Consider the following 21,755-nt stretch of genomic DNA (forward strand, 5'->3'; position numbering starts at 1 on the left):
TTCCATGATTTGAGAGGAATAGGAAGTGAACTCGCAAAATGTTTTTACCCCATCGTAATTGAGGGGCTTAGATGCATAGATATGATTGAAAAATATTCAATAGAAAATAAACTTTTAGCAAGAAGTGTACAGATGAGAGATGGTAGTATTACCAAAAGTTATATCATCTCGGACACCTTTAAGTATTCTTGTAGTCCTGAGGATTACGATAAAGCTTGGTTAACGAGCAAAAAGGTACCTGTGATTACAGATATTCGTAAATCTATTAGAATGGTTGATTTGTTCTCGGGTGCAGGTCTTATGACTTTAGGAGTGATTGAGGCGGGAAGGGCAACGGGAGTAAATGTTGAACCTGTCTTTGCTATTGATTTTGAGAAAAATGCGGCATATAATTATGCGTTGAATTTTCCTGATTGCCATGTTGTAAATGATGACATTCTGAAATTCGTTGATGGGGAATTAGGAACAGATATTACTGAAGCGGAAAAGAACACATTAAGGCTCGTAGGTAATATTGATATGGTAATTGGGGGGCCTCCTTGTCAAGGTCATAGTGATTTGAATAATCATACGAGGCGAGATGATCCACGAAATCAATTGATTTTTAGAGTTATAAGATTTGTGGAATTGACAAAGCCTAAGTTTGTTGTAATTGAAAACGTACAAGGTATAAGGCATGATAAAAATCATGTTCTTCAAACGGCAGAGGAATATTTGCGCCAATTGGGATATCATCTCCACGAGAATTTATTAATGGCATCAAAGTTTGGAGTGGCGCAAAATAGACGTCGTTTTATCTTAGTCGCAACACTTCACGATATTCCGTTTGATCTTTCTCCCTATCAACGTGAGAATGTCAATGGAGTATGGTGGGCAATTGACGATCTCAGAAATACTTCTTCGAATGAAACATTCGATACATCTGCGAAACATTCTAAACTTAATCAAGAAAGAATAGAATACCTCTTTGAACATAATCTTTATGAACTACCAAATCAGTTAAGGCCAAAATGTCAGCAAAGAGAAGATAATAGATATACATCTGTTTATAGCCGAATGTATGCAGATAATCCCGCACCCACTATTACCAGTGGTTTCGGAAGCATAGGTCAAGGGCGTTTTGGACATCCGTATGAAAAAAGAACGCTTACCCCACATGAAGCTGCAAGAGTTCAGTTTATTCCTGATTATTTCAAGTTTGACTCAGCTCTTACAAGAGTCGCTTTACAAAAAATGATAGGAAATGCAGTTCCTCCAAAGTTAACATATATTATCGGATTAGAATTATTTAGATGAATACAATTGGATTATTTGCAGGAATAGGTGGCATAGAACATGGCCTTGCCCAAGGTGGTATGGCTACAGTACAATTATGTGAGATTATGCCAGAGGCGAGATGTGTTTTACAATCTCATTATCCCAATATCCATATTGATGGAGATGTTACTCAACTCCTGGATTTGGCTCCCGCTGATTTATTGGCAGGAGGGTTTCCTTGTCAAAATCTAAGTATCGCTGGAAATAAAAGAGGAATTACAGGTGAGCAATCTTCATTGGTGAACGAAATCTTTAGATTGATTGAAAACAATCGTCGTCCGCACTTTATATTAATTGAAAATGTAGCTAATATTCTTTCATTGAATAAAGGAGAGGCTATCTCTTTAATTACACAGAGATTGTCAGGTTATGGATATCAATGGGCATACCGCTTAATTGACCCTCGCTCTTTTGGAATTCCACAGCGGAGACCTCGTTTTATTTTTCTTGCTTCAAATATCATACATCCAAAAGATATTTTATTTCCTATAGATGAAGATGTCAATGCAACAATAAGTGACAAGTTGGGCACAGATGAATTAGAAGCTGATGCTTATGGATTTTATTGGACAGAGGGTAAAATAGGAATAGGATGGGCAAAAGATTCTATCCCGCCACTAAAATGTGGGTCATCTTTAGGATTGCCATCTTCGCCTGCTATTTGGGATATTCATAATAATTTCTTTGGTACACCTACAATAGAGGATGCAGAAAGACTGCAAGGCTTCCCAGAAGGATGGACGAATGTACTTCAAAGAAATGGATACAAAGATAGTAAGAGGTGGAAATTGGTTGGAAATGCCGTAAATACGACAGTGTCACATTGGATTGGTAACAGAATCGAGCATGCTATATTAGAACCATTAAACGAGAACAGACTATTTCGGACAAACCTAAGACCTTGGCCGAAAGCAGCAATCAGTCATAACGGTCAAATAATGGGAGTTCATGCAAGTTTCTATCCTTTAGGCATTAATTATGTACCGATATTGAACTTCTTAAACCATCCTCTTAAACCACTTTCTTTGAAGGCGACATTAGGATTTGAGAAGAGAGTGTTGGATAGTACATTAATAAAGTACCCTCAATTATTTAAGGATTCAATTAGTATTTACTTACAAAACCAATATGGATATGTTAGATAAGATTAACGATTTATATAAGCAAATGTTGGAGAAATATGACGGAGGATTGAGTAATACTTCAACAAAGAAATTCGATGATATCACAAAAGCCGTTTCGGATTTGCTTGAAATAGATAATATTGAAATATATGCGACTGGTTCTGGCTCTCGTCCAGGGAATTTGGAAGTACGATTGTCTCAAGGTGTAAGAGCAACAATACACACCACCGTTGGTTTGGGATTTATTATTGACGAGAAGAATGATATAGATAATGTCAACAAATTGACTAATAGTGCGCTTGTTACATGTAGAAAATTCCTTGGCAGAGGAAAGGCTCATTATGACAATATAATAATCTTTGTAGAGAGTAAAGGTGAGCTTTTAGCGTCAGGGATAATTTGCCAAAAGAAATCTTCTATTACAGATAAGCTTATCGAAGCATTTCATATTTCCAATGTTCAAGAAATTTCTTTGTCAGAAAATGAACTGGACTTATCGAATTTTGCCGACAATGATATGAAATACCTCACCGCCATCCGTACCAAGCCCTTCCTTCTTCTTGCCGGCATCTCCGGTACGGGTAAGAGCCGAATAGTCCGTGAGTTGGCATTCAAGTCATGCCCTAAGTATCTGCAAGATAAAGATGAGACTACTCCGGGTAACTATTGCATGATAGAGGTGAAGCCAAACTGGCATGATTCTACCGAGCTGCTTGGATATTACAGCAATTTGAGTAAGAGCTACCAATTCAAGAAGTTCGTGAAGTTTTTGGTTAAGGCAAAGATGTTCCCCGATGTGCCATTCTTTGTGTGCCTTGACGAGATGAACCTTGCTCCGGTAGAGCAGTACTTTGCTGAGATACTGAGCGTGCTTGAAACACGTAAGCATCCTAAAAATGAAGCAGGTGAGGTTGATATGAGCTTGATAAAAACCGGGGTTATCATAGAATCTGAGTATTTCAAGGCTCTTGGTAAGATGGGCGATTTCAATCCAAACTTCACGGATCGTGACATCTATATGAGGCTGCATGATATTGATACCGAAAGTGATATTGCAGAGGAAATTGGTTCACGTACAGACTTAACCACAGAAGGTCTCACTTTACCTGACAATGTTATTATTATCGGTACCGTCAATATGGATGACACCACGCACCAATTCTCACGCAAGGTGATAGACCGTGCCATGACAATAGAGATGAATGGTGGCAGGCTGAAGAATATGTTTGGTGGAAGCAACGACCTTGTTTATCTTAAAGAAAAAGAGCAGCGAAAGTGGCAAACTGCTTTTAAACAAAAGTATGTGAATGCCGATGAAGTGCTGAAAGCTCATGCAGATAAGGCAGATGAAATAGTGAACCTGCTGCCTGAGAAACTGGAGGCTATCAATGCGGCATTGAAGGGTACTCCATTTGAGGTAAGCTATCGCGTGCTGAATGAGCTGACCATCATGGTGGGTGTGATGCTTGACAATGCTCCGGAAGAAGAGTTGGAGACCATTGTCAACAATGCCCTTGACCGCATTCTGCTGATGAAGATTCTGCCTCGTATTGAGGGTGATAGCGATATGTTTAACTTGAAAGAACCGTTGCAGGTGGGCGATGCGACTTGCCGCAATCGCCTTGAATGGTTGAGTGAACTGGCTCCAGCCATTGCCATCCATGATGATGAAGGCAAAAATCATCAGCAAACAGCAAAGGAGAAGATTAAGGAAATGATAGAGCGACTGGAGGATCAAGAGTTCACACGTTTTTGGCCTTAATAAACTGTAAATCATAATATGCAGACAGAAGTACTACGTTTTATTCACAAGGAAGGCGACTATGAGGTTGTTGTCCGCACACAGGACATCGGCTATTCATGGCAACGTTTCAAAGGGCGCATAGACTACACAAGGAGGACAAATTCTGAAGTCTGTGCGCCAAGGGAATATTGTGAATATACCTGTTTGGACGACTGCAAACTGCAATTAGGCAAGCCCTTTACCGGCGAGCTTACGGAACGTGAAGCAGCAGAACTGGATAAGACAGGAAGCAAGTGGACAGAACTGTGGCCGGTAATGTATGAGACCTGCAAGTACCAAATCAATGTGTTGTTTTATGGCGTGGAGGGTGTGCCCGAAATATGCCATGTAAGAAAAGACATTGAGGATAGTTTCTTTTATCAGGGAGAAACTTATGACAAGACCGGTCATACGGTAAGAGCTTATAGCGGAAACATAGACTTTGTGAATGAACCAGGACGATTCAGACTGGAGTTCAGCTATCGGAAAGGGGGAAAGAGCAGAAGCACATTCGTTACCTTCGATGTGGTTTCGCCAAAGCTTGACACGAAGAGTGACTACAAGTCTTTACTGAAAGAGGTAAACGATGAATATACGGATGTGATTTACCGTTACCTCAGCATTACACTGCAGCAGTTCAGCCGTGGTCATGTAAATAATGATGCCACATGGATGAGTGCTTTCCAAAGTGTAGTGGACAACTATGTGAAGAATGTGAAGCGGGTAATGCAGAATCCCCACTCACGGATTATCAACTACAAGGCATCGCGCAAAGCTGAACAGATAAAGCATTGGACACCAACCATGGAGGAACGATATGGAGAGGTTGAGAAAGAGGGCAAACTGGAAGAATACTATTTCAGTTACGATGAGTCGTGCTCTACCCACGATACTCTGGAGAACCGCTTTGTAAAGCATACACTGCATAGCATCGGTAGGAGGCTGAACGCGTAATTCGTACGGTGCTGGCTACCACACAGGAAGAATTGTCGGAAAAGCACCGTCTGGTGTGGATAGGATATAGCGACACCATCAGGAAATTATCAAAGCATCCATTCTTCAAGGCCATTGGCCGATTTGACGGGCTGAGGCAGGAAAGCCTTGTGTTACAAAGTCGATCGGGCTATCAACAGATTTATAAAGATTGGCTGAAACTGAAACGAGGCATTGACTTATACAATGGCGCCGCCAATATAGGAACGCTACAGATTTGGGAAATCTACGAACTGTGGTGCTTCATCAAGATGAAGAAGATGGTGGCTGAGGTAATGGGCATCAAGCGTGACAGACCCGACTTTGAGTCGCTGGTGACAGAGCCAAAGGGAACCTTGCTCAATCCATTTACAGATTCTACTTTGGAGCATGTGGTGGAGTATCACTATCCGGTAGCAACGGAAGAGGACAGTGACGAACGCAAGACAATGCTTCGTGCCCACGAAGGGGATGTGGTGACGCTGCATTATCAGCACACATTCAATCGGAGGAGCGGCAATGATGCGTATGGCATGGGTATAAATACTGCCACAACAGAGCAGCGTCCCGATATTGTATTGAACATTCGTAAGGCTTCGGGCGAGATAGTGCTGACCTATCTTTACGATGCTAAGTATCGTGTAATAAACGATAAGAATTTGGATAAAGACTTTGAGGCAGAGGATATTGCGGAGTCGGAGCGACTGGCAGGCGGCGATTATCCGCCTACCGATGCCATCAATCAGATGCATCGCTACCGGGATGCCATATACTATAGCAAGGAGCATGAGCCTTATCGCTCAAAGGAAATCATTGGTGGTTACATACTCTTTCCCGGTCGTGGAGAAGACGAGAACATCTTGAAGCGTTACTATAGTGCCAGTGTGGAAAGTGTCAATATCGGGGCTTTTCCCTTGTTGCCGTCTGTCGATAAAAGCAAGGAAGGAAGTATTCTTCGGACACACCTCACCTCAATTCTGATGGAGAAACTCAGTATAGAGAGTCATGTGGAAAAAGCGAAGCCACAGCGTATGCTGGCATACGTTACAGAAGAGGAAAAAGCGGGAATGCTGCCTGATGATTTGGTTATGGTTGCCTTGGCAGGATCCGCAGAGAAGCGCCAGTGGACATTGGATAAGCAATGGTATAACATCCCTCTGGATAAGATTGCAGATTCACCATGGATGAAAGCCAAGTATTTGCTACTTCACATCAAGGGCGAGCAATGGACAGGAGGCATCCGCAAGATAGTAAAGTCTAATCACGATGTGTGGACGGCAGACAGGCTTACAGATGAAGGCTATCCTTCAAGTCCGAGTAGCTCTACTTATTTTATGATACGCATCCACAAGGAAAGTGGCACAGATATTGAACTGAGGACATTGGCATTTGATGTGAAGCACATCCCGCCAGAAGCGGTTTATTGGGGTAACCCCAAGATGCCGTTCATGCTTGTGAAATTGAGAGACATAAATAGCCTAATTTTGGATGGGAAAATTGAAAACTGATAATTGATAATGGAAGAAAAGACGACCGACAACAGAAATACCTTCGCTATCAAGACTTTTCTGAAAGACTATCTTGATTTACGCAAAGACAAGGACAATGAACTGGAAACTGTAGATTCCATCCGTAAGGGAGTAGAATTCAAAGGAGCCAATCTTTGGATTCTGATATTCGCCATATTCATGGCCTCGTTGGGATTGAATGTAAACTCCACAGCCGTGATTATCGGTGCCATGCTCATCTCACCACTGATGGGGCCTATCATGGGTGTGGGGCTTTCTGTGGGGTTGAATGATTTTGAATTGATGAAGCGGTCTTTGAAGAGCTTCTTGATAACTACCTTGTTCAGTGTGACCACTGCTACCATTTTCTTTCTGGTGAGTCCCGTTGCCGAAGGGCAGTCGGAATTGCTGGCACGTACGTCACCCACCATTTATGACGTATTCATCGCTTGATGGGCGGCTTGGCAGGTGTGACGGCGCTCTCTACCAAAGAGAAAGGAAATGTGATTCCGGGTGTTGCCATTGCCACGGCTTTGATGCCGCCTCTCTGTACGGCAGGCTACGGGCTGGCAACGGGTAACTTGATTTATTTCCTTGGTGCATTCTATCTTTATTTCATCAATTCCGTGTTTATCAGTCTTGCCACTTTCCTGGGCGTGCGCGTGATGCACTTCCAGCGCAAGGAGTTTGTGGATAAGAACCGGGAGAAGAAAGTACGTAAATATATCGTCTTGATTGCTATCCTGACCATGTGTCCCGCTGTTTATCTGACGGTAGGTATCGTCCAGGATACCTTCTTTGAGAGTGCTGCCAACCGTTTTGTCAACGAGCAGCTCTCCTTTGAGAATACGCAGGTGCTGGACAAGAAAATCCATCACGAGGGCAAGGGCCACGAAATACGTGTCGTGCTGATTGGGCAGGAGGTACCCGAAGCTTCTATCGCCATTGCCCGCAGCAAGATGAAAGACTATAAGCTAGACAATACCAAGCTGATAGTCCTCCAAGGCATGAACAATGAAGCGGTGGATATTTCTTCCATCCGTGCCATGGTGATGGAAGACTTCTACAAGAACAGTGAGCAGCGTCTGGTAGAACAGAAACAGAAGATTGCCACACTGGAACAGAATCTGGAAAGATACAAAACCTTCGATGAATTAGGCAAGAAAATTATCCCGGAGCTGAAAGTACTTTACCCGTCGGTAAAAACCGTATCGATATCTCATGCGATTGAACTGGCGGTAGATTCTGCACGGTGGATACTGTGACCCTTGCCGTTTTGAAATTCGGCAAACATCCGGGTGCACACGAGAAGGAAAAGATTGCGGAGTGGCTCAAGGCGCGTACGGGTGCCAAGCAATTGAGGCTGATTACTGAATAATACAAGAATTGACGGAATGAAAATAAGATTTATACTGATAGCTGTCTGCTTCCTACTTTCTCTGCCGGGACAAGCGGATGAAGGGATGTGGATGCTGGGAAATATGAACAAGCAGACACGCCAGACCATGAAAGAGTTGGGCTTGCAGATGTCTGTCAACAAGCTATACAATACGAAACGCCCGTCGCTGAAGGATGCGGTAGTCAGCTTTGGAGGCTTTTGTTCCGGAGTGGTGGTGTCCGGGGACGGGCTGGTGTTTACCAATCATCACTGCGGCTTCAGCAGCATACAGCAGCATTCGTCCGTGGAGCACGACTATCTGAAAGACGGATTTGTGGCACGCAACCTTAGTGAAGAACTGCCTAATCCGGAACTTTACGTCCGTTTCCTCTTGCACCAGCAAGACGTGACCCGTCGGGTACTTGGAGCAGTAAAACCGGATATGAACGAATCTGAGCGTACAAATGTAGTAGATTCGGTGATGCTGGTCATTGGCGAAGAGGTTTCCCGTAAAGACTCCACGCTGATAGGCATTGTGGATGCTTACTATGGAGGCAATGAATTCTGGCTTTCCGTTTATCGCGACTACAATGATGTGCGTCTGGTATTTGCACCGCCTTCCTCAGTGGGCAAGTTCGGCTGGGACACTGACAACTGGGTATGGCCGCGCCATACGGGTGACTTCGCCGTATTCCGTATCTATGCCGGCAAAGACAACCGTCCTGCCGACTATTCTCCCGACAATGTTCCCTACCATCCGAATACGTGGCTCCGATATCCCTGGACGGCTATCGCGAAGGTTCTTTCTGCATGACGATGGGCTATCCGGGCAGTACGGAACGCTACCTTTCCTCTTTCGGCATCGAAGAGATGATGACCACCACCAACCAGGCTCAGATAGATGTCCGTGGTGTGAAGCAGGCCATCTGGAAGCGTGAAATGGATAGCCGTGACAGCATCCGCATCAAGTACGCCTCCAAATACGACGAAAGTTCCAATTATTGGAAGAACAGTATAGGAGTGAACCGCACCATCAAGAAACTGTATGTGCTGGATAAGAAGCGTGCCATGGAGACCGAACTCCGTCGCTGGATACAGCAGGCACCGGAGGAACGGGAACATCTGCTGCATCTTTTTTCCGACCTGGAGCTGAACTACAAGAGCCGCCGTGATGCTTATCGTGCCAGAGCTTACTTTGCCGAATCTTTCCTGAACGGTCCGGAACTGGTGCAGCTTGCTTTGTCCATCCTCAACTTCGACTTTGAGGGGGAGGAGAAAACGGTGGTTGCCAATTTGAAAGCTATCGTTGAGAAATATGCCAATCTGGACTTGGGCATTGACAAGGAAGTGTTTACAGCACTGTTGAAAGAATATCGTTCCCAAGTAGATTCCACCTATTTGCCCGAGCTCTACCAGACGATTGCGACAGAATACGGAGGCAACGAGCGTACCTATGTGGATAGTCTTTATGCCCGCTCGGAGCTGACTACCCCCCGTGGATTGAAGCGTTTCCTGGAGCAGGACACCACCTATCAGATATATAACGACCCTGCCATCAGCTTGGGCATCGACCTCATCACGAAGCTATTCGAGATGAATATGCAGGTACAGCAGGCTTCCGGTGAAATCGAGCGGAATGAACGTTTGTTCAACTCTGCCGTGCGACGGATGTACGCATCCCGTAACTTCTATCCCGACGCCAACTCCACCATGCGTTTGAGTTTTGGCACTGTCTGCGGTTATGCCCCCTTCGACGGAGCGAAGTATGATTACTATACCACTACAAAAGGTGTTTTAGAGAAAGTCAGAGCCCATGCAGGCGATGTGGATTTTGAAGTACAACCGGAGTTGATATCCCTTCTTTCCTCCGGTGATTTCGGCAGATATGCCGATGAAAAGGGCGAAATGAACGTCTGTTTCATCTCTAATAATGACATCACGGGAGGTAATTCCGGCAGTGCTATGTTCAATGACAAAGGAGAACTTTTAGGGCTTGCCTTCGATGGGAACTGGGAAGCCATGAGCAGCGATATCCTCTATGAACCAAAAATGCAGCGCACCATCGGAGTGGATGTGCGCTACATGCTGTTTATGATTGAGAAGTATGGGAAGGCAGGAAATCTGATTCAAGAGCTGAAGCTTGCCAATCCTTAACGTGTGCCCCCTGCTTATACTTCTTTATGGGTGATATTTTCTAAATCACTTCTCGTATCCGGTCATCGAATGCCGAAAGTGCTGCCTTTGCCCCTTCGCCCATGGCAATAACTATCTGCTTGTAGGGAACATTCGACACATCCCCTGCCGCATATACCCCCGGAAGTGTGGTACGGCAGAAGGCATCAATCTTAATCTCCCCGGCCGGAGTCGTTTCCAGCTTGTCGCGGAAAGGAGCGCTGTTGGCTGCCAGACCGATTTGCACGAAGATGCCGTCTAACGGGAAGTCGCGTTCTTCGTCGGTAAGGCGGTCTTTGATGCGGATGGAAGTTACTTTTTCCCCGTTTCCATCGACTTTTATGGTCTGTGACGAGGTGAAGATTTCCACATTCGGCAGGCTCCGGGCTTTCTCTTGCAGCACTTGGTCGGCTTTCAGTGTATCGGCAAATTCAAACACCGTTACCTTACGGCAGATGCCTGCCAGGTCGATGGCAGCTTCAATGCCCGAGTTACCTCCACCGATAACTGCTACATGCTTGCCTTGATAGAACGGACCGTCGCAATGCGGACAGAATGCTACGCCGCGTCCTATGTATTCAGCTTCGCCCTCCACATTCAGTTTGCGCCAGCTTGCTCCTGTGGCAATGATTACTGCCGGTGCATGGAACACTTCGCCGCCTACGGTGGAGACACTTTTCGCTGCTCCTTGCAACTCTACTTTTTCTATCTTCCGCTCCTCGAAAATCTCTATCGGATAGTGCTCTATATGCGTGCGGAGTGCGTAGGTAAGCTCTGCTCCGGTAGTCTGCGGCACGGAGATAAGGTTTTCTATGCCTACCGTCTCCTTCACCTGTCCGCCTATGCGCTCGGCAACAATCGCCACCCGTAGCCCCTTGCGTGCAGAGTAGATGGCTGCGGAAGCTCCGGCTGGTCCACCGCCCAGTACCAGCACGTCGAAATCTCTCTCTATCGGCGCTTCGTTCTCCTGCGGGGCACTGCCGAAGGCTTCTTCCAGCTTTTGCAGAAGCTCTCCTAAGGAACCGCGACCTACGTGAAGCAGCTTGCCATTGGCGTAGACCGACGGCACGGCTTGTATTTTCAGCGCATCCACTTCCTCTTGATTGAGCGCCCCGTCCACCATCTCGTGGGTGACGTGCGGATTCAGCAATGCGATGATGTTCAGTGCCTGCACCACATCCGGACAGTTGGTGCAAGTAAGCGACACATACGTTTGCAGGCTGATGCTGCCTTGCAACGCCCGGATGCGGCGGCGAATAGCTTCGTCCGGCAGATTTTTCCCCTTTCCATCGGCATTCAGCACGGCAAGCAGGAGGGAAGTGAACTCGTGTCCGCCGGGGATGCCGCGGAACTTGATGCCGGTTTCCACATCGTCTTTCAGCAATGTGAACTCCAACACGGGCTTCTCTGTCTCGCTCATCCGGCAGGAGAGCTTGTCGGAACAGCTTGCCACATCCTTCAGGTATCCGATAAGCTCTTGTGCCTGCTCGTGACCCGGATGATAGGTGATGTGAAAGACGTAGCGGGCTTCCAAATGCTGGAATACGCTCCGCACCTGGTCTAATATAGTTGTTTCTAACATGATTAATAGGGTGTTTGGGGTGAGGAAATTGTCTTTTAATATCTCTGATATGGAGCGGTTGCAGTACTTCTATACAAGTACTGCGGACATCTTAAAGGAAAACGGACGTCTTTCTATGGTGAAAGCGCCCGCTCCTCCTATTACTTATCAAATCTTTCCTACAAGGTCGATGCTCGGCTTCAAGGTTGCGGCTCCCTTTTTCCACTTGGCAGGACAAACTTCTCCGTCGTGTGTGGCTACGAATTGCGCAGCTTCCACTTTACGCAGCAGCTCGTCTGCATTGCGTCCGATGTTGTTGTCCTGTATCTCGGCAATCTTGATTTTGCCTCGGGATTTACGAGGAATGTGCCACGATATGCCATACCTTCCTCTTCAATCATCACACCGAATGCGCGGCTCAGTACACCCGTGGGGTCGGCAAGCATGGGGTACTTAATCTTGCGGATGCTTTCGGAAGCATCGTGCCATGCCTTGTGCACGAAGTGTGAGTCTGTACTAACAGAATATACTTCTACGCCCATTGCCTGGAATTGGTCGTATTTCTCGGCTATGTCCACCAGCTCGGTAGGGCATACAAAGGTAAAGTCTGCTGGATAGAAGAAGAAAATGGCCCATTTGCCTTTTACGTCTTCGTGGGATACTGTTTTGAAACTTCCGTTCTGGAAAGCCTGAACTTTGAATTCAGGGAGTTGTGAGTTGATAATCGGTTCCATAATTTTTCTCTTTTAATAGGTTTAGTTTTTTGTTTTACCAATGCGAAGATTGTGCAGACAGAATGTAGAAGTCTGTTTGCTTGATGGTGCTGAGGTGCAGCCGATCTTCGCTTTTTCTGCTTGCAAAAATATAGCATTTTTCTCCGATAGAACAAAAAATCCGATTGAAAGGTTTTATGGAGCGATAGATAAAATCTATAATTGCTGCATGTCTTCATCTCCTTTGAGGGCCAGGTCAGCCTTTACATCTTCTTTTGCGGGAGTGATGACCACTACCAAAGGTGGATAAATCAGTTTGACCAGCCGTTCCAGGTCCTCGTTGTGCATGCGGATACACCCTTCGGAGGCACGGGTACCGATACTTTCGGGCAGGTGGGTGCCGTGGATGCCTATGCCTTTTTGTCCCGGTACGGACAGGCGGATGAAATGATTGCCGTATGCTCCGCTGATTTCTCCTTTGCCGTCACCGAAGTCGTGCATCCAGCCGGAGGCGTCTTGAATGTCACTTACCTGAAAGACTCCTTCGGGGGTTCGCATGTCTCCCTTTTTCCGTTTGTTGCCGTAGTTCTTGCCGGTGGCCACCGGGGCGCAGAGCAGTTCGTTTCCTCTGTAGTCAATCAGCCGCAACTTCATCTCTTGCTTGGAGATGAGGATGATGCGCGCATTCTCTACCCGTTGCATCTCTTGGCGGTGGGCATGTCCGGCATATGCTATGTAAAGCCCCATTCCTCCTATTATCAGGAGGAACAGGGAATATAGGTGTATGTGCTTCATTTTAGAAATTTACATTTAGTCCGGCACCTGTGTCAAATACGATTCTTGCACCTGCATAGCTGCTTTGCACGCTTCGGATATAGCCGTCGGCGGGGGCGGCAGTGTCAAAGCGGAAGATGGGGCGTTCGGTTTCGTCTTCGAAGGAATAGCAGGCAAGTGTCCGTTCTCCGGTCGCGTTGTTCTTTACAATAAAGATGAAGTCCGTAAACTTGCTGTCCTTGTTGTAGAGGCGGGGATAGAACACGGTGTTGGGCTTCTGGTCTTTCTGCTTCGTGTAGATTTGCCAGCCGGTGCTTCCGCTGCTCAGGGCGTGGCTCTTGTAGTAGTCCAGGATGGCAAGGCGGCATTTGGAAGAGATGATGCAGTCGCGTGCGTCCATATTGCCCCATGCACCGTGCATCAGGTTGAAGTCTGCCGGGTTCAGCAGGTAGGCCGATGCCACATATCCGGTGGTTCCGTTGGCTTTTACCTCTGCCCATTCGCCGGAGATGCTGTAGGTTATCAGTTCGCTTCCATAGGGAAGCTTGTTCAATACGTTGTATTCCACACCGGCCACTTGCGAGGAGCGCAGGAACACGTTGGTGGCCACCACGTAGGTGCGCAGTGCGTCGCGGTCTTTGGCGTAGGGCACGTACCAGGTGAAGTAGCCGGCGATGAGGCCGATGACGATGACAGCTGCCGCGGCAATCCCTATCGCCATGCCGTTGCTCTTCTTTGTTTGCACCGGAGGCAGGAGAGCAGAAACGCTCTGCCGGCTTTGATACGGCGGTTGGCTTGGGACTGGCTGTGATGCCGGTGCCGGCGGTGCCACTGTTTCCGTTTGGGGTGGCGTTTGCACCGGAGGGCAGGTGGCGGTGCTTGATTGCGGCTGTTGGGGAACCTCTGCCTGTATGGCTGCCGGCGGCAGGAGTGTGGTTCCCTCTTGCACCGGTTGTTCGATAATAGGCTCCTGCTCCTCGTTCAGGCATTGTTCGATATAAGCTAGTGTGTCTTCCGCCTCCTTGATTTGCTTTCCGCTTTTTGCGAACTTTATCAGGTTGCTGAAGAAGGTAAAGACGGCACATATAGGAGCCAGTGCGATGATGAATACCAGTTTGAACAAGAGACGGAACGCCCAACCGAACATCAGGTCTATCATGTCGCTCTTGCGGCTATCGTTGAAATCATCTATGAGACGCTGTTCGCGGCTGCGGCGTGAACCCTTGAAAGCTGTCGGGATGCCTGCCACGCCGGCTATAATCCATACGTTCATAATGTCTGCCCCGCTGGAATAGGCTATCAGTCCTATCCCAAGGAACAAACCGCTGAAGATGAACTTGACCAACGACCACAGCCGGGCTTTCCGGGCATCGTTCAGTTCTTCTTCGGCCATTGGCTTGCTACAGTTCATACATACAACTTTCCCGTTGTATGTGTATATGGCTTTATCCATACACTCCCGGCACAGTCCCACTCCGCACTTCTCGCATTGTATCACTGCCGGCTTGTTTTCGTGAAAAAAGCAATTCATGATAATAAATTGTTAGGTTTGACTGATGATTATTGTCTGGCATCATAGATGCTTTTTATCTCGGCTGCCGAGAGACGTCGGGTGTCGTAGACGCGGAAATTGTCTACAGTCATATTGGTTCCGTTCAAGGTACTGGTGTACAGCTTGGCACTGCCACCCAAGACGAACTTGATTCCTGAGCCGTAGCTGTTGCTGCCTGTTTCGCCTTCAGTGAACGGATTGGCGTCTTCCGTCACGACATCCACAAGCTGACCGTCCACATAGAGATTGGTTGTAATAGTGGCATACGTTGTTTTATTGAAGTCCGAAGTCAGTGCCACGTGATGCCACTTGCCGTCCGTAAGCGTGGGGTGCATGAATGTACCGGTCTTTGAATACTGGTAGTTGTTATTGTAAAGTGTGACGATGAACTTCAATGCACCATCCATCATGCTGAGCGTAAACATTGATTGGTTTTGATGGGAAGACACCATATAGAAGATGTTGCCGTCACCGAAGTCCTTTCCCCAGAAGCTGATGGTCATGTCTCGGGAGTCGATGATGGGCTTGGCTACCACGAACGAGCTGTTGTCGGTACGGTTGAACTTCACGGCTTTAGAACCTGCCGCAACCCCTTCGACAAATGTCGGGGAATTAGCACCGAAGCCGTGGACTGCATTCTCGGTAGCATCGTTGAAGTCGTCATCGAACTTGTAGTAGACGTACATCCCTTCGGGAACCACCGTACCGGCTATGGCACTGCCTTTCGCGGCGGTCACTGCCACTTTTTCTTCTTGTGTTCCGTCCGAAACCGTAATGGTGGCATTCAGTGTTTGCGGCATGGTGGAGCGGTTCAGTGTCACTGTTACTTCCGAAGAACCTTGTACCGGCACTTTGCCGGAAGTGGCAGAAACGGAGAGACATCCGTCAGACACATTGGTGATGTTCCAACTTAGTTCCGCATTGCCCGTGTTACCGATGTTCAGTTTCATCTCTGTCTGCTCTTCTCCGAAGTCCAGGTTTTTCGGAGAGATGGAGAGTACGGCTTTTGCCTTGACTGCTTTCACGGTGACGGCTTCTTCTTTCGTGCCGTCCGAGACGATGAAGGAAGTGCTCAGGTCACCGGTCATCTTGCTTCTGTCCAGCTTCACCTGCACTACTTTATTGCCTGCAGGGGCTACTGTACCTTCGTTTTCGGAGACGGTGATGCAGTCCGAAGTGATGCCTTCAATCTTCCAGTTGAGGTTGGCCTCGCCCGTGTTCTTTATCTCCAGAGTCTGCTCTTGTGCGCTGTCGCCAAAGTCCAGCGTGGTGGGAGATACGCCCATTTCGGGCTTTTTGCCGTCTTTGGGTGAGCAGGAGACGGAGATGGGGAACGAGTTGCCGAAAGCGGAGAGATTCACCACGACAGACTTCGATTCTCCCAGCTTGTCGCGATTGACGGAGAAGACGATGCTCTGCGTCTTGTTGCTGCCAATTCGCCCGGCTTTGGGGTTGGCCGACAGCCAGCTGTTGCTGCCTAACTCCAGTGTCCATTCCGTTTCCGTATTTCCGTTGTTGGTGATGGTGACGGACATCTCTTCCTGCGTGCTCCCGAAGTTCAGCGAAGAGGGGGTTATCGTAATCTCTGCATCCTTCTTTTCGGGTGTGAGCCGCATGTCGCCGGAGGCGGCTTGCCCCACTAGTACGTTCACCGACTTGGTATTCGTCACATATTCAGCTTTCTGCGCCTGCACCTGATACTGCTGCGCTTTGAGGTCAAGGAATTCATACGTACCGTCGCTGCCTGTAGTGCGCGACAGTCCACTGGGTATCAATGTGATAGTCACTCCTTGTAGTACTTCGCCATTTTTGTTGTCAGTCACTTTTCCGTAGATGGAACCGGTTGTCTCTTCTTCACTGCTTGTACATGCTCCTACAGCCAATAGGAGGAGCATTATTCCTGCTTTTACAATAAGTTTGTTCATCATTATTTTTGTTTTGGTTGATATTACTATTCCATTGCTGGGTAGACTTTTCCTTCGCTGTTTTTCTTATAAATCCATTTCCGGTAGAGGGTGGGATTATTGTCGTTTACCCATTCATTGAGAGCATCAACAAGATCTATGTTGTTTAGTTGGAATAAAAAACAAGAGACAGAGTTGCGTGTGAAGTAACTATCAGTTTCTTTTTTACTATTGTTACCATATCCCTTTTCGTTTCCAATGTTTTGCACAATATCATTCAGCCAATAGTTGTGATTGTAACTAATATAATTATCGCTATATCCAATTATCCCACCGGCATATTTGTCAGCTTTAGCTGTGGCATAATTGACATTGTTGATGACATTGAGCGAACCGTAAATATGTTCAGTCCCATCTCCCACAATTCCACCGGAATAAAAAGTACTGCTAATCGTTCCCATGTTGATATTATTGATAATAATTATATTTTGAGATTGACCGGCAAATATTCTTCCTACAATACCTCCACAACGAGAAGTATTTCCTGTTACGTTACACTTGTTGGTACAGTTGGTTATGCTGCTGGAATTGTAATCTAATTCGCCGCATATACCTCCGTCGTAACTGCCGCCATCTACTTTGCCTTCGGTTGTGATGCGGTTGATTGTTCCGTACCCTTTACCAACCAGCAATCCTGCCCTGTCAGATCCTTTTACTTGTCCTTGCAAATACAAGTTTGTAAGTGTTGCTCCAGATATAGTGCCAAACAACCCTGCCACTCCACTGTTCACTTTTAGACCTTCAATTTTATTTCCATTTCCGTCAAAGTTCCCGCTGAAGTTTACTATCGGAGTCCACGCTTTTTCATTTAGATTAATACTGGAAATCAGTTTGAAGTACACCCCACTGTACCTTGTTCCAGAATTCACTTTGTCTGCCAAAAGTTTTAGTTGTGCCGCTGTTTCTATTAAGATTGGGTCACTCTCCGTACCCGAACCACCGGCAAATTTCGTATCCACAGAGACGCCGTCCCATACATCGACTTCACTGTTGGTAGTTGTAAACGAAACTTCGTTGCTATAAGCAATGCCTTTGGCGTTCTGCGCATAAACCCGCAAATAGTAGGTTGTGGTTCCCTGCAATCCGGTTACTTGCGTTGAGATTGAGTTTCCATTTTGGCAAACTAACTTTTCATCATAAACGGAGGATTCAGGGTGGGTAGCCCAGCATACTCCCATTTCCGTAATTTCTGCATTTCCATTGGAAGTCAATGCGGCGGAAACATTTACGCGAGTACGCCCAATGTTCAAAACAGAGGCTGTACCCCATACCGGAACGGTGATGGCTGTAGTGGTGAATTCGGCTTGTTCACTATATCCGGTTCCCATTGTGTTGGTGGCATAGGCACGTACATAATATTTCGTACCGTCTTTCAATCCGCTAAGTTTCGCCCCGAAGGCAGCACCGGCTGTTTCGCAAGCCACGGTCTCATTTTCGATGGTAGGATTTGCATTTGTGCTCCAACAGAAACCACAAGACGTAATGGTACTGTTGCCCTTGTCTGTCATCGAACTTTGCAACGTTGCTCCTTGCGTGTCTATACCGGTGATTGTCACCTTGGCAATGGAGGGCAGTTTCACTTCTTGTGTAGTGGTGAACTTGCGTATCGGGCCATAGAACAGTGCCCCATCCGTGGCTTGTACATAAACTCGTGCATAATAATTGGTTTCTTTGGTCAGCCCTTCCAAGCGGCAGTTCCACTTGTCTTTTTCCAGTTTACCTGTAACTTTCCAGTCGCTTGTGCTGACTGCCTCTTCTTTCAGACTCCAGCAAACGCCGCATTCTTTCACGGTACGTCCACCGTAGTTGGTGATTGTGCCGCCGCAAGTGGCCGCATTATGAATAATGTCCGTCACTTCGTTTGTTGTAAGCACCATGTCTGCAGCCGATGTAGTAAATTGTATGGTTTCTCCATATGCTGTTCCTTTTTCATTGGTGGCATATGCGCAAACATAATATTTCTGGTTGGGTTCTAAGTCGGTTATCTCGCTACTGAAAGAGGTCGGTTCTTCCAGCTTGCCCAGTTCTGTTTTTGTTGTCGCACTAACTTCCAGTTTCTCAGAAGTTCCCCAGATATGTCCGTGCTGACTGATAATCGTAACATTACCCAAGCTGGAAAGGAATCCGCCGGCCGATACCGTATTGCTTTTTATATTTGTTATCTCTTTGGTTTGTACGGTAGGGATGACGGGGACTCCGGCAGTTGTGAATGTTTCCTCGTTACTGTAAGAAATGCCTTCGTTATTTTCGGCATAAGCTCTCACGTAGTACTTCGTGTTGGCGGCTAAGTCTGTAATAGTCCCTTCAAAGCTCATCGGGATGGAGCAGTCTCTCATGTTGGAGAAAGCATCATCCACAGTAGGCTCTGTATGTTGTGCCCAGCAAAAACCATAGCGGGTAATCTTGGTGTTGCCTACAGATACAATTGTGCCGTTCAAGACAGCTCCATTGTATGCTACATTTTTCACGGCATCGAAGCTGACCACGGGGCGTGACTTGGCGGAAATAATCAGTTTGATAGGTATGACTATTGTTTCTTCTCCTACTATAAAAGTTATCTGCCCGCTATATTCACCGGCGGCGAGGCTGCCTCGATTGACGGTGACCGTCACGTAGTCCGTCGTAGACACCTTACCGGAAGTTTTGCTGAGGCCAATCCAGTCGTTCGAGGGCTTTATTTCATAGTTTACTGAACCGTTACCCTTGTTGGTCAAGGTCAGTTTCGTAGAGCTTTCAGTTTCTTCTAAATCAATTTCTTGCGGAGACACTTTCAGCGCACATCCGCTGACTGACATATTTGCTGTGATAACGGCACTTCCACCGTTGGACGAGATGGCAAATGTGCGCGAATACTCGCCCTTTAGCCAGCCTTCGCGTGATATGGTAACGACTACGGAAGAGATTTCCTTCTCGGTTTTTCCCACCAGCGGCTTGCATTCCAGCCACTCGATGTCTTCTGCTATTTGCCATTCCAATACACCTTTGCCGGTATTGGTAATGTCGAGCGTAAGGGTGGTGTTCTCTTCTCCAAACTCAAGGGTTTCCGCAGAAACCGTTAACTTTGGGCGAAGCGGAGTGAGTACCATGTCTACTTTACTGCTTATTCCCGCTTCTATCTTCACTTTTTTGGTGTCCGGCTCATATCCGTCTCGTTTATAAGAAACAGTATATTCGGTAGGTGGCAGTTCCAGAAATGTATATGCGCCATCGCTTCCCGTTACTTTTGTCTCACCTTGCGGAGTGATGGATACGGAAACGCCACTCAAAGGCTGTTTAGTATCTGCATCTGTAACAATACCCGAGAAGCTTCCGTATAAATCTTCTTCTGAACTGGTGCAACTCATCAATAATCCTATCAATGAAAAAATGCAGATCATTTTGCTGTGCAGAATCACGTTCTTCATAATTGAGTGCTTTTTAGAATAATTTTTTCATTATTATTTCAGTTTAATAATTTCTATCGGCATATTCATCAGTTGTGGCATTCCCATCCCCAAACTGGCACCGATGTATGTGGGGTCGCAAAGCAGATACTTCGTACCGCCCACAGTGACGTAGTCGCCCGTTGTGTCGGGATTGCTGAAACGGACGGCGGTTGCCAGATGTTTGCCCGGATAATAGACAAGGACTACCGGCATCTTCAGCAGATGGCGCACCAGCTGGGCAAACAAGATGGAGCGGTCTTCGCAATCGGAGTAAGAGGAAGCGATGGTCTCTTCGGCGAAGAACCATTTCTCGTAGCCGAACTGTTCTTCGTCCGTCTTGTATTGAAACGCATATTGCACGAAGTGCAGCAGATGGTTGATGGCGGTTTCCTGCGTCATGCCTTGCAGGGCAGGTGCTAATTGCCGCTCCACGCTTTCCAGAAATACGGGGTCCGGGGCAGCTTGCCCATAGACAGCAAAGCTGACGCAAGGCAGCGTGGCGTAAAAGTCCACCAAGTTCTTGTTGTATGCCAGGCGGTAATCGCTCCGGCGGTCGTTCAGTGTCTTGGTGCGCACGTCGGTGGCCAGGCGCGGAGATTCCGGCAGGGAAACATCTGCCGGTCGTCGGGCAATGGCATGGTTCAGCGCATAGCATTTCACCGATGAAAGGGAGCGGTGCTTCCGGTCGATGACCGAATAGCGGATGCCTTGTTCCGTAGGGAAGGTGAAGTAGAGGGCATTGTATGCCTCGCTGCCGAAGGCTATCAGAGGAAGCAATTCTTGTTCCGTCCGTCCGGTCTTGGCTTTGCAGCCCAATTGGTTGAGAGTAAATACGGAAAATACGGTCTGTTCGTTCTCGCTGCCTTGCGGACAATAAGCCTTGAAAACATCACCGATGAGCAGGTACAGCCCCCAGTCGTTCAGTCCCAATAGTGATTTCAGCTTTCCAATGTGGGTGGTCCACACCTCGTAGGGCATGGCGGAGAGCGCGTTCCAGTAAGCGGCGACGTGCGGCTCGTCTGCACCGGCCAAGCGGGGAAAGCGTGCCGTAATCTTGGGCAATAGGATGGCAGTCCCGAAAAAAGAAGCTTCCACTTCCATTCCTTTACTGTCTTGGAAGGGCTTCTGCGGCAGGGGCGGTTTCTTGTCGGCATCCGGCAGCGGAAGAGGAGCCGGAGGGACTTCGGTTTCCCCCTTTACCGGCTGCTTCGTCGGGGCAGGCCGTTGCTTGGTAGGATCAAAAGTCTCGGGCGGAACGGGGTTCTTGATGGGCTGCTCGGGCTTCGTCAAGGGACAGTCCGACCACGCTTCCGCCAAGTAACGTCCGAACTCCCGGTTGACGGAATCGGAATAGGCTTTGAAATCTGCTTCGTCCTTATCCGAATAAGCCTTGAATGCCGTTTCTTGTTCACGGGCATATCGTTCAAAGTCATCCTGCCCGCAGATGCCGCTCCAGGCGGGGAGCAGCATTGCCAGCAGATAGAATGTTTTTTTCATGACTTTTGTGTTAGG

Annotated in this window: 11 protein-coding genes and 3 pseudogenes; 7 read left to right on the forward strand and 7 right to left on the reverse strand. The window is 47.3% G+C overall.

Translation table 11 applies throughout. The features are described 5' to 3' along the window. The first annotated feature begins 81 nt into the window (after nt 1-81). The 7 genes and pseudogenes from JCM16496_RS00950 (at nt 82) to JCM16496_RS00975 (ending at nt 10,236) form a co-directional block, all read left to right on the forward strand. Nucleotides 82-1,296, forward strand: coding sequence for a DNA cytosine methyltransferase (locus JCM16496_RS00950; RefSeq protein ID WP_128809377.1), 1,215 nt, complete (start codon nt 82-84; stop codon nt 1,294-1,296). Then, nucleotides 1,293-2,462, forward strand: coding sequence for a DNA cytosine methyltransferase (locus JCM16496_RS00955; RefSeq protein WP_025831684.1), 1,170 nt, complete (start codon nt 1,293-1,295; stop codon nt 2,460-2,462). The genes JCM16496_RS00950 and JCM16496_RS00955 overlap by 4 nt, the downstream gene beginning before the upstream one ends. Before the next feature lie 451 nt (nt 2,463-2,913). Continuing rightward, entirely contained in the window at nt 2,914-4,203 is a 1,290-nt protein-coding gene (locus JCM16496_RS00960) for an McrB family protein (protein ID WP_209441588.1), read from the forward strand. An 18-nt stretch (nt 4,204-4,221) separates the two neighbouring features. Beyond that, complete coding sequence (locus JCM16496_RS23220) at nt 4,222-5,178, forward strand: DUF2357 domain-containing protein (RefSeq protein ID WP_262482734.1); 957 nt, start codon at nt 4,222-4,224, stop codon at nt 5,176-5,178. 8 nt (nt 5,179-5,186) lie between these two features. Beyond that, on the forward strand, nt 5,187-6,704 hold the full coding sequence (locus JCM16496_RS23225; protein WP_262482735.1) for a DUF2357 domain-containing protein: 1,518 nt from the start codon (nt 5,187-5,189) through the stop codon (nt 6,702-6,704). 9 nt (nt 6,705-6,713) lie between these two features. Beyond that, nucleotides 6,714-8,082, forward strand: a pseudogene (locus JCM16496_RS00970) (TIGR00341 family protein). Nucleotides 8,083-8,098: 16 nt separating this feature from the next. Further along, a pseudogene (locus tag JCM16496_RS00975) lies at nt 8,099-10,236 on the forward strand (S46 family peptidase). Nucleotides 10,237-10,276: 40 nt separating this feature from the next. Here the strand turns inward: JCM16496_RS00975 and ahpF are convergent. From ahpF to JCM16496_RS01015, 7 genes and pseudogenes are all read right to left on the reverse strand, one after another. Continuing rightward, a complete protein-coding gene (gene ahpF / locus JCM16496_RS00980; protein WP_025831688.1) occupies nt 10,277-11,836 on the reverse strand; it encodes an alkyl hydroperoxide reductase subunit F in 1,560 nt (519 codons plus the stop codon). Nucleotides 11,837-11,983: 147 nt separating this feature from the next. Next, a pseudogene (ahpC, locus tag JCM16496_RS00985) lies at nt 11,984-12,549 on the reverse strand (alkyl hydroperoxide reductase subunit C). Nucleotides 12,550-12,744: 195 nt separating this feature from the next. Then, complete coding sequence (locus JCM16496_RS00990; RefSeq protein WP_025831690.1) at nt 12,745-13,323, reverse strand: L,D-transpeptidase; 579 nt, start codon at nt 13,321-13,323, stop codon at nt 12,745-12,747. 1 nt (nt 13,324) lies between these two features. Further along, nucleotides 13,325-14,833, reverse strand: a complete 1,509-nt coding sequence (locus tag JCM16496_RS00995; RefSeq protein ID WP_025831693.1) for an SH3 domain-containing protein — start codon at nt 14,831-14,833, stop codon at nt 13,325-13,327. A gap of 29 nt (nt 14,834-14,862) precedes the next feature. After that, nucleotides 14,863-16,782, reverse strand: a complete 1,920-nt coding sequence (locus tag JCM16496_RS01000; protein WP_244440174.1) for a BACON domain-containing protein — start codon at nt 16,780-16,782, stop codon at nt 14,863-14,865. 23 nt (nt 16,783-16,805) lie between these two features. Then, nucleotides 16,806-20,222 (reverse strand): BACON domain-containing protein, encoded by a 3,417-nt coding sequence (locus JCM16496_RS23230; protein WP_025831695.1) that lies wholly within the window; start codon nt 20,220-20,222, stop codon nt 16,806-16,808. Between the two features lie 33 nt (nt 20,223-20,255). Next, the gene (locus tag JCM16496_RS01015) at nt 20,256-21,740 is read right to left on the reverse strand and encodes a hypothetical protein (protein ID WP_025831697.1); all 1,485 of its coding nucleotides are present in this window, start codon (nt 21,738-21,740) and stop codon (nt 20,256-20,258) included. Between the last annotated feature and the right edge of the window lie 15 nt (nt 21,741-21,755).

It is taken from the genome of Bacteroides rodentium JCM 16496 (genome assembly GCF_000614125.1).
In the GTDB taxonomy this organism is placed as follows: domain Bacteria; phylum Bacteroidota; class Bacteroidia; order Bacteroidales; family Bacteroidaceae; genus Bacteroides; species Bacteroides rodentium.

Excerpts from the sequence above, each read along its gene's own strand:
- JCM16496_RS00950 (WP_128809377.1), top strand. The coding sequence starts at position 82 with ATGATTGAAAAATATTCAATAGAAAATAAACTTTTAGCAAGAAGTGTA.
- JCM16496_RS00955 (WP_025831684.1), top strand. The coding sequence starts at position 1,293 with ATGAATACAATTGGATTATTTGCAGGAATAGGTGGCATAGAACATGGC.
- JCM16496_RS23220 (WP_262482734.1), top strand. The coding sequence starts at position 4,222 with ATGCAGACAGAAGTACTACGTTTTATTCACAAGGAAGGCGACTATGAG.
- ahpF (WP_025831688.1), bottom strand. The coding sequence starts at position 11,836 with ATGTTAGAAACAACTATATTAGACCAGGTGCGGAGCGTATTCCAGCAT.
- JCM16496_RS00990 (WP_025831690.1), bottom strand. The coding sequence starts at position 13,323 with ATGAAGCACATACACCTATATTCCCTGTTCCTCCTGATAATAGGAGGA.
- JCM16496_RS00995 (WP_025831693.1), bottom strand. The coding sequence starts at position 14,833 with ATGAATTGCTTTTTTCACGAAAACAAGCCGGCAGTGATACAATGCGAG.
- JCM16496_RS01000 (WP_244440174.1), bottom strand. The coding sequence starts at position 16,782 with ATGATGAACAAACTTATTGTAAAAGCAGGAATAATGCTCCTCCTATTG.
- JCM16496_RS23230 (WP_025831695.1), bottom strand. The coding sequence starts at position 20,222 with ATGAAGAACGTGATTCTGCACAGCAAAATGATCTGCATTTTTTCATTG.
- JCM16496_RS01015 (WP_025831697.1), bottom strand. The coding sequence starts at position 21,740 with ATGAAAAAAACATTCTATCTGCTGGCAATGCTGCTCCCCGCCTGGAGC.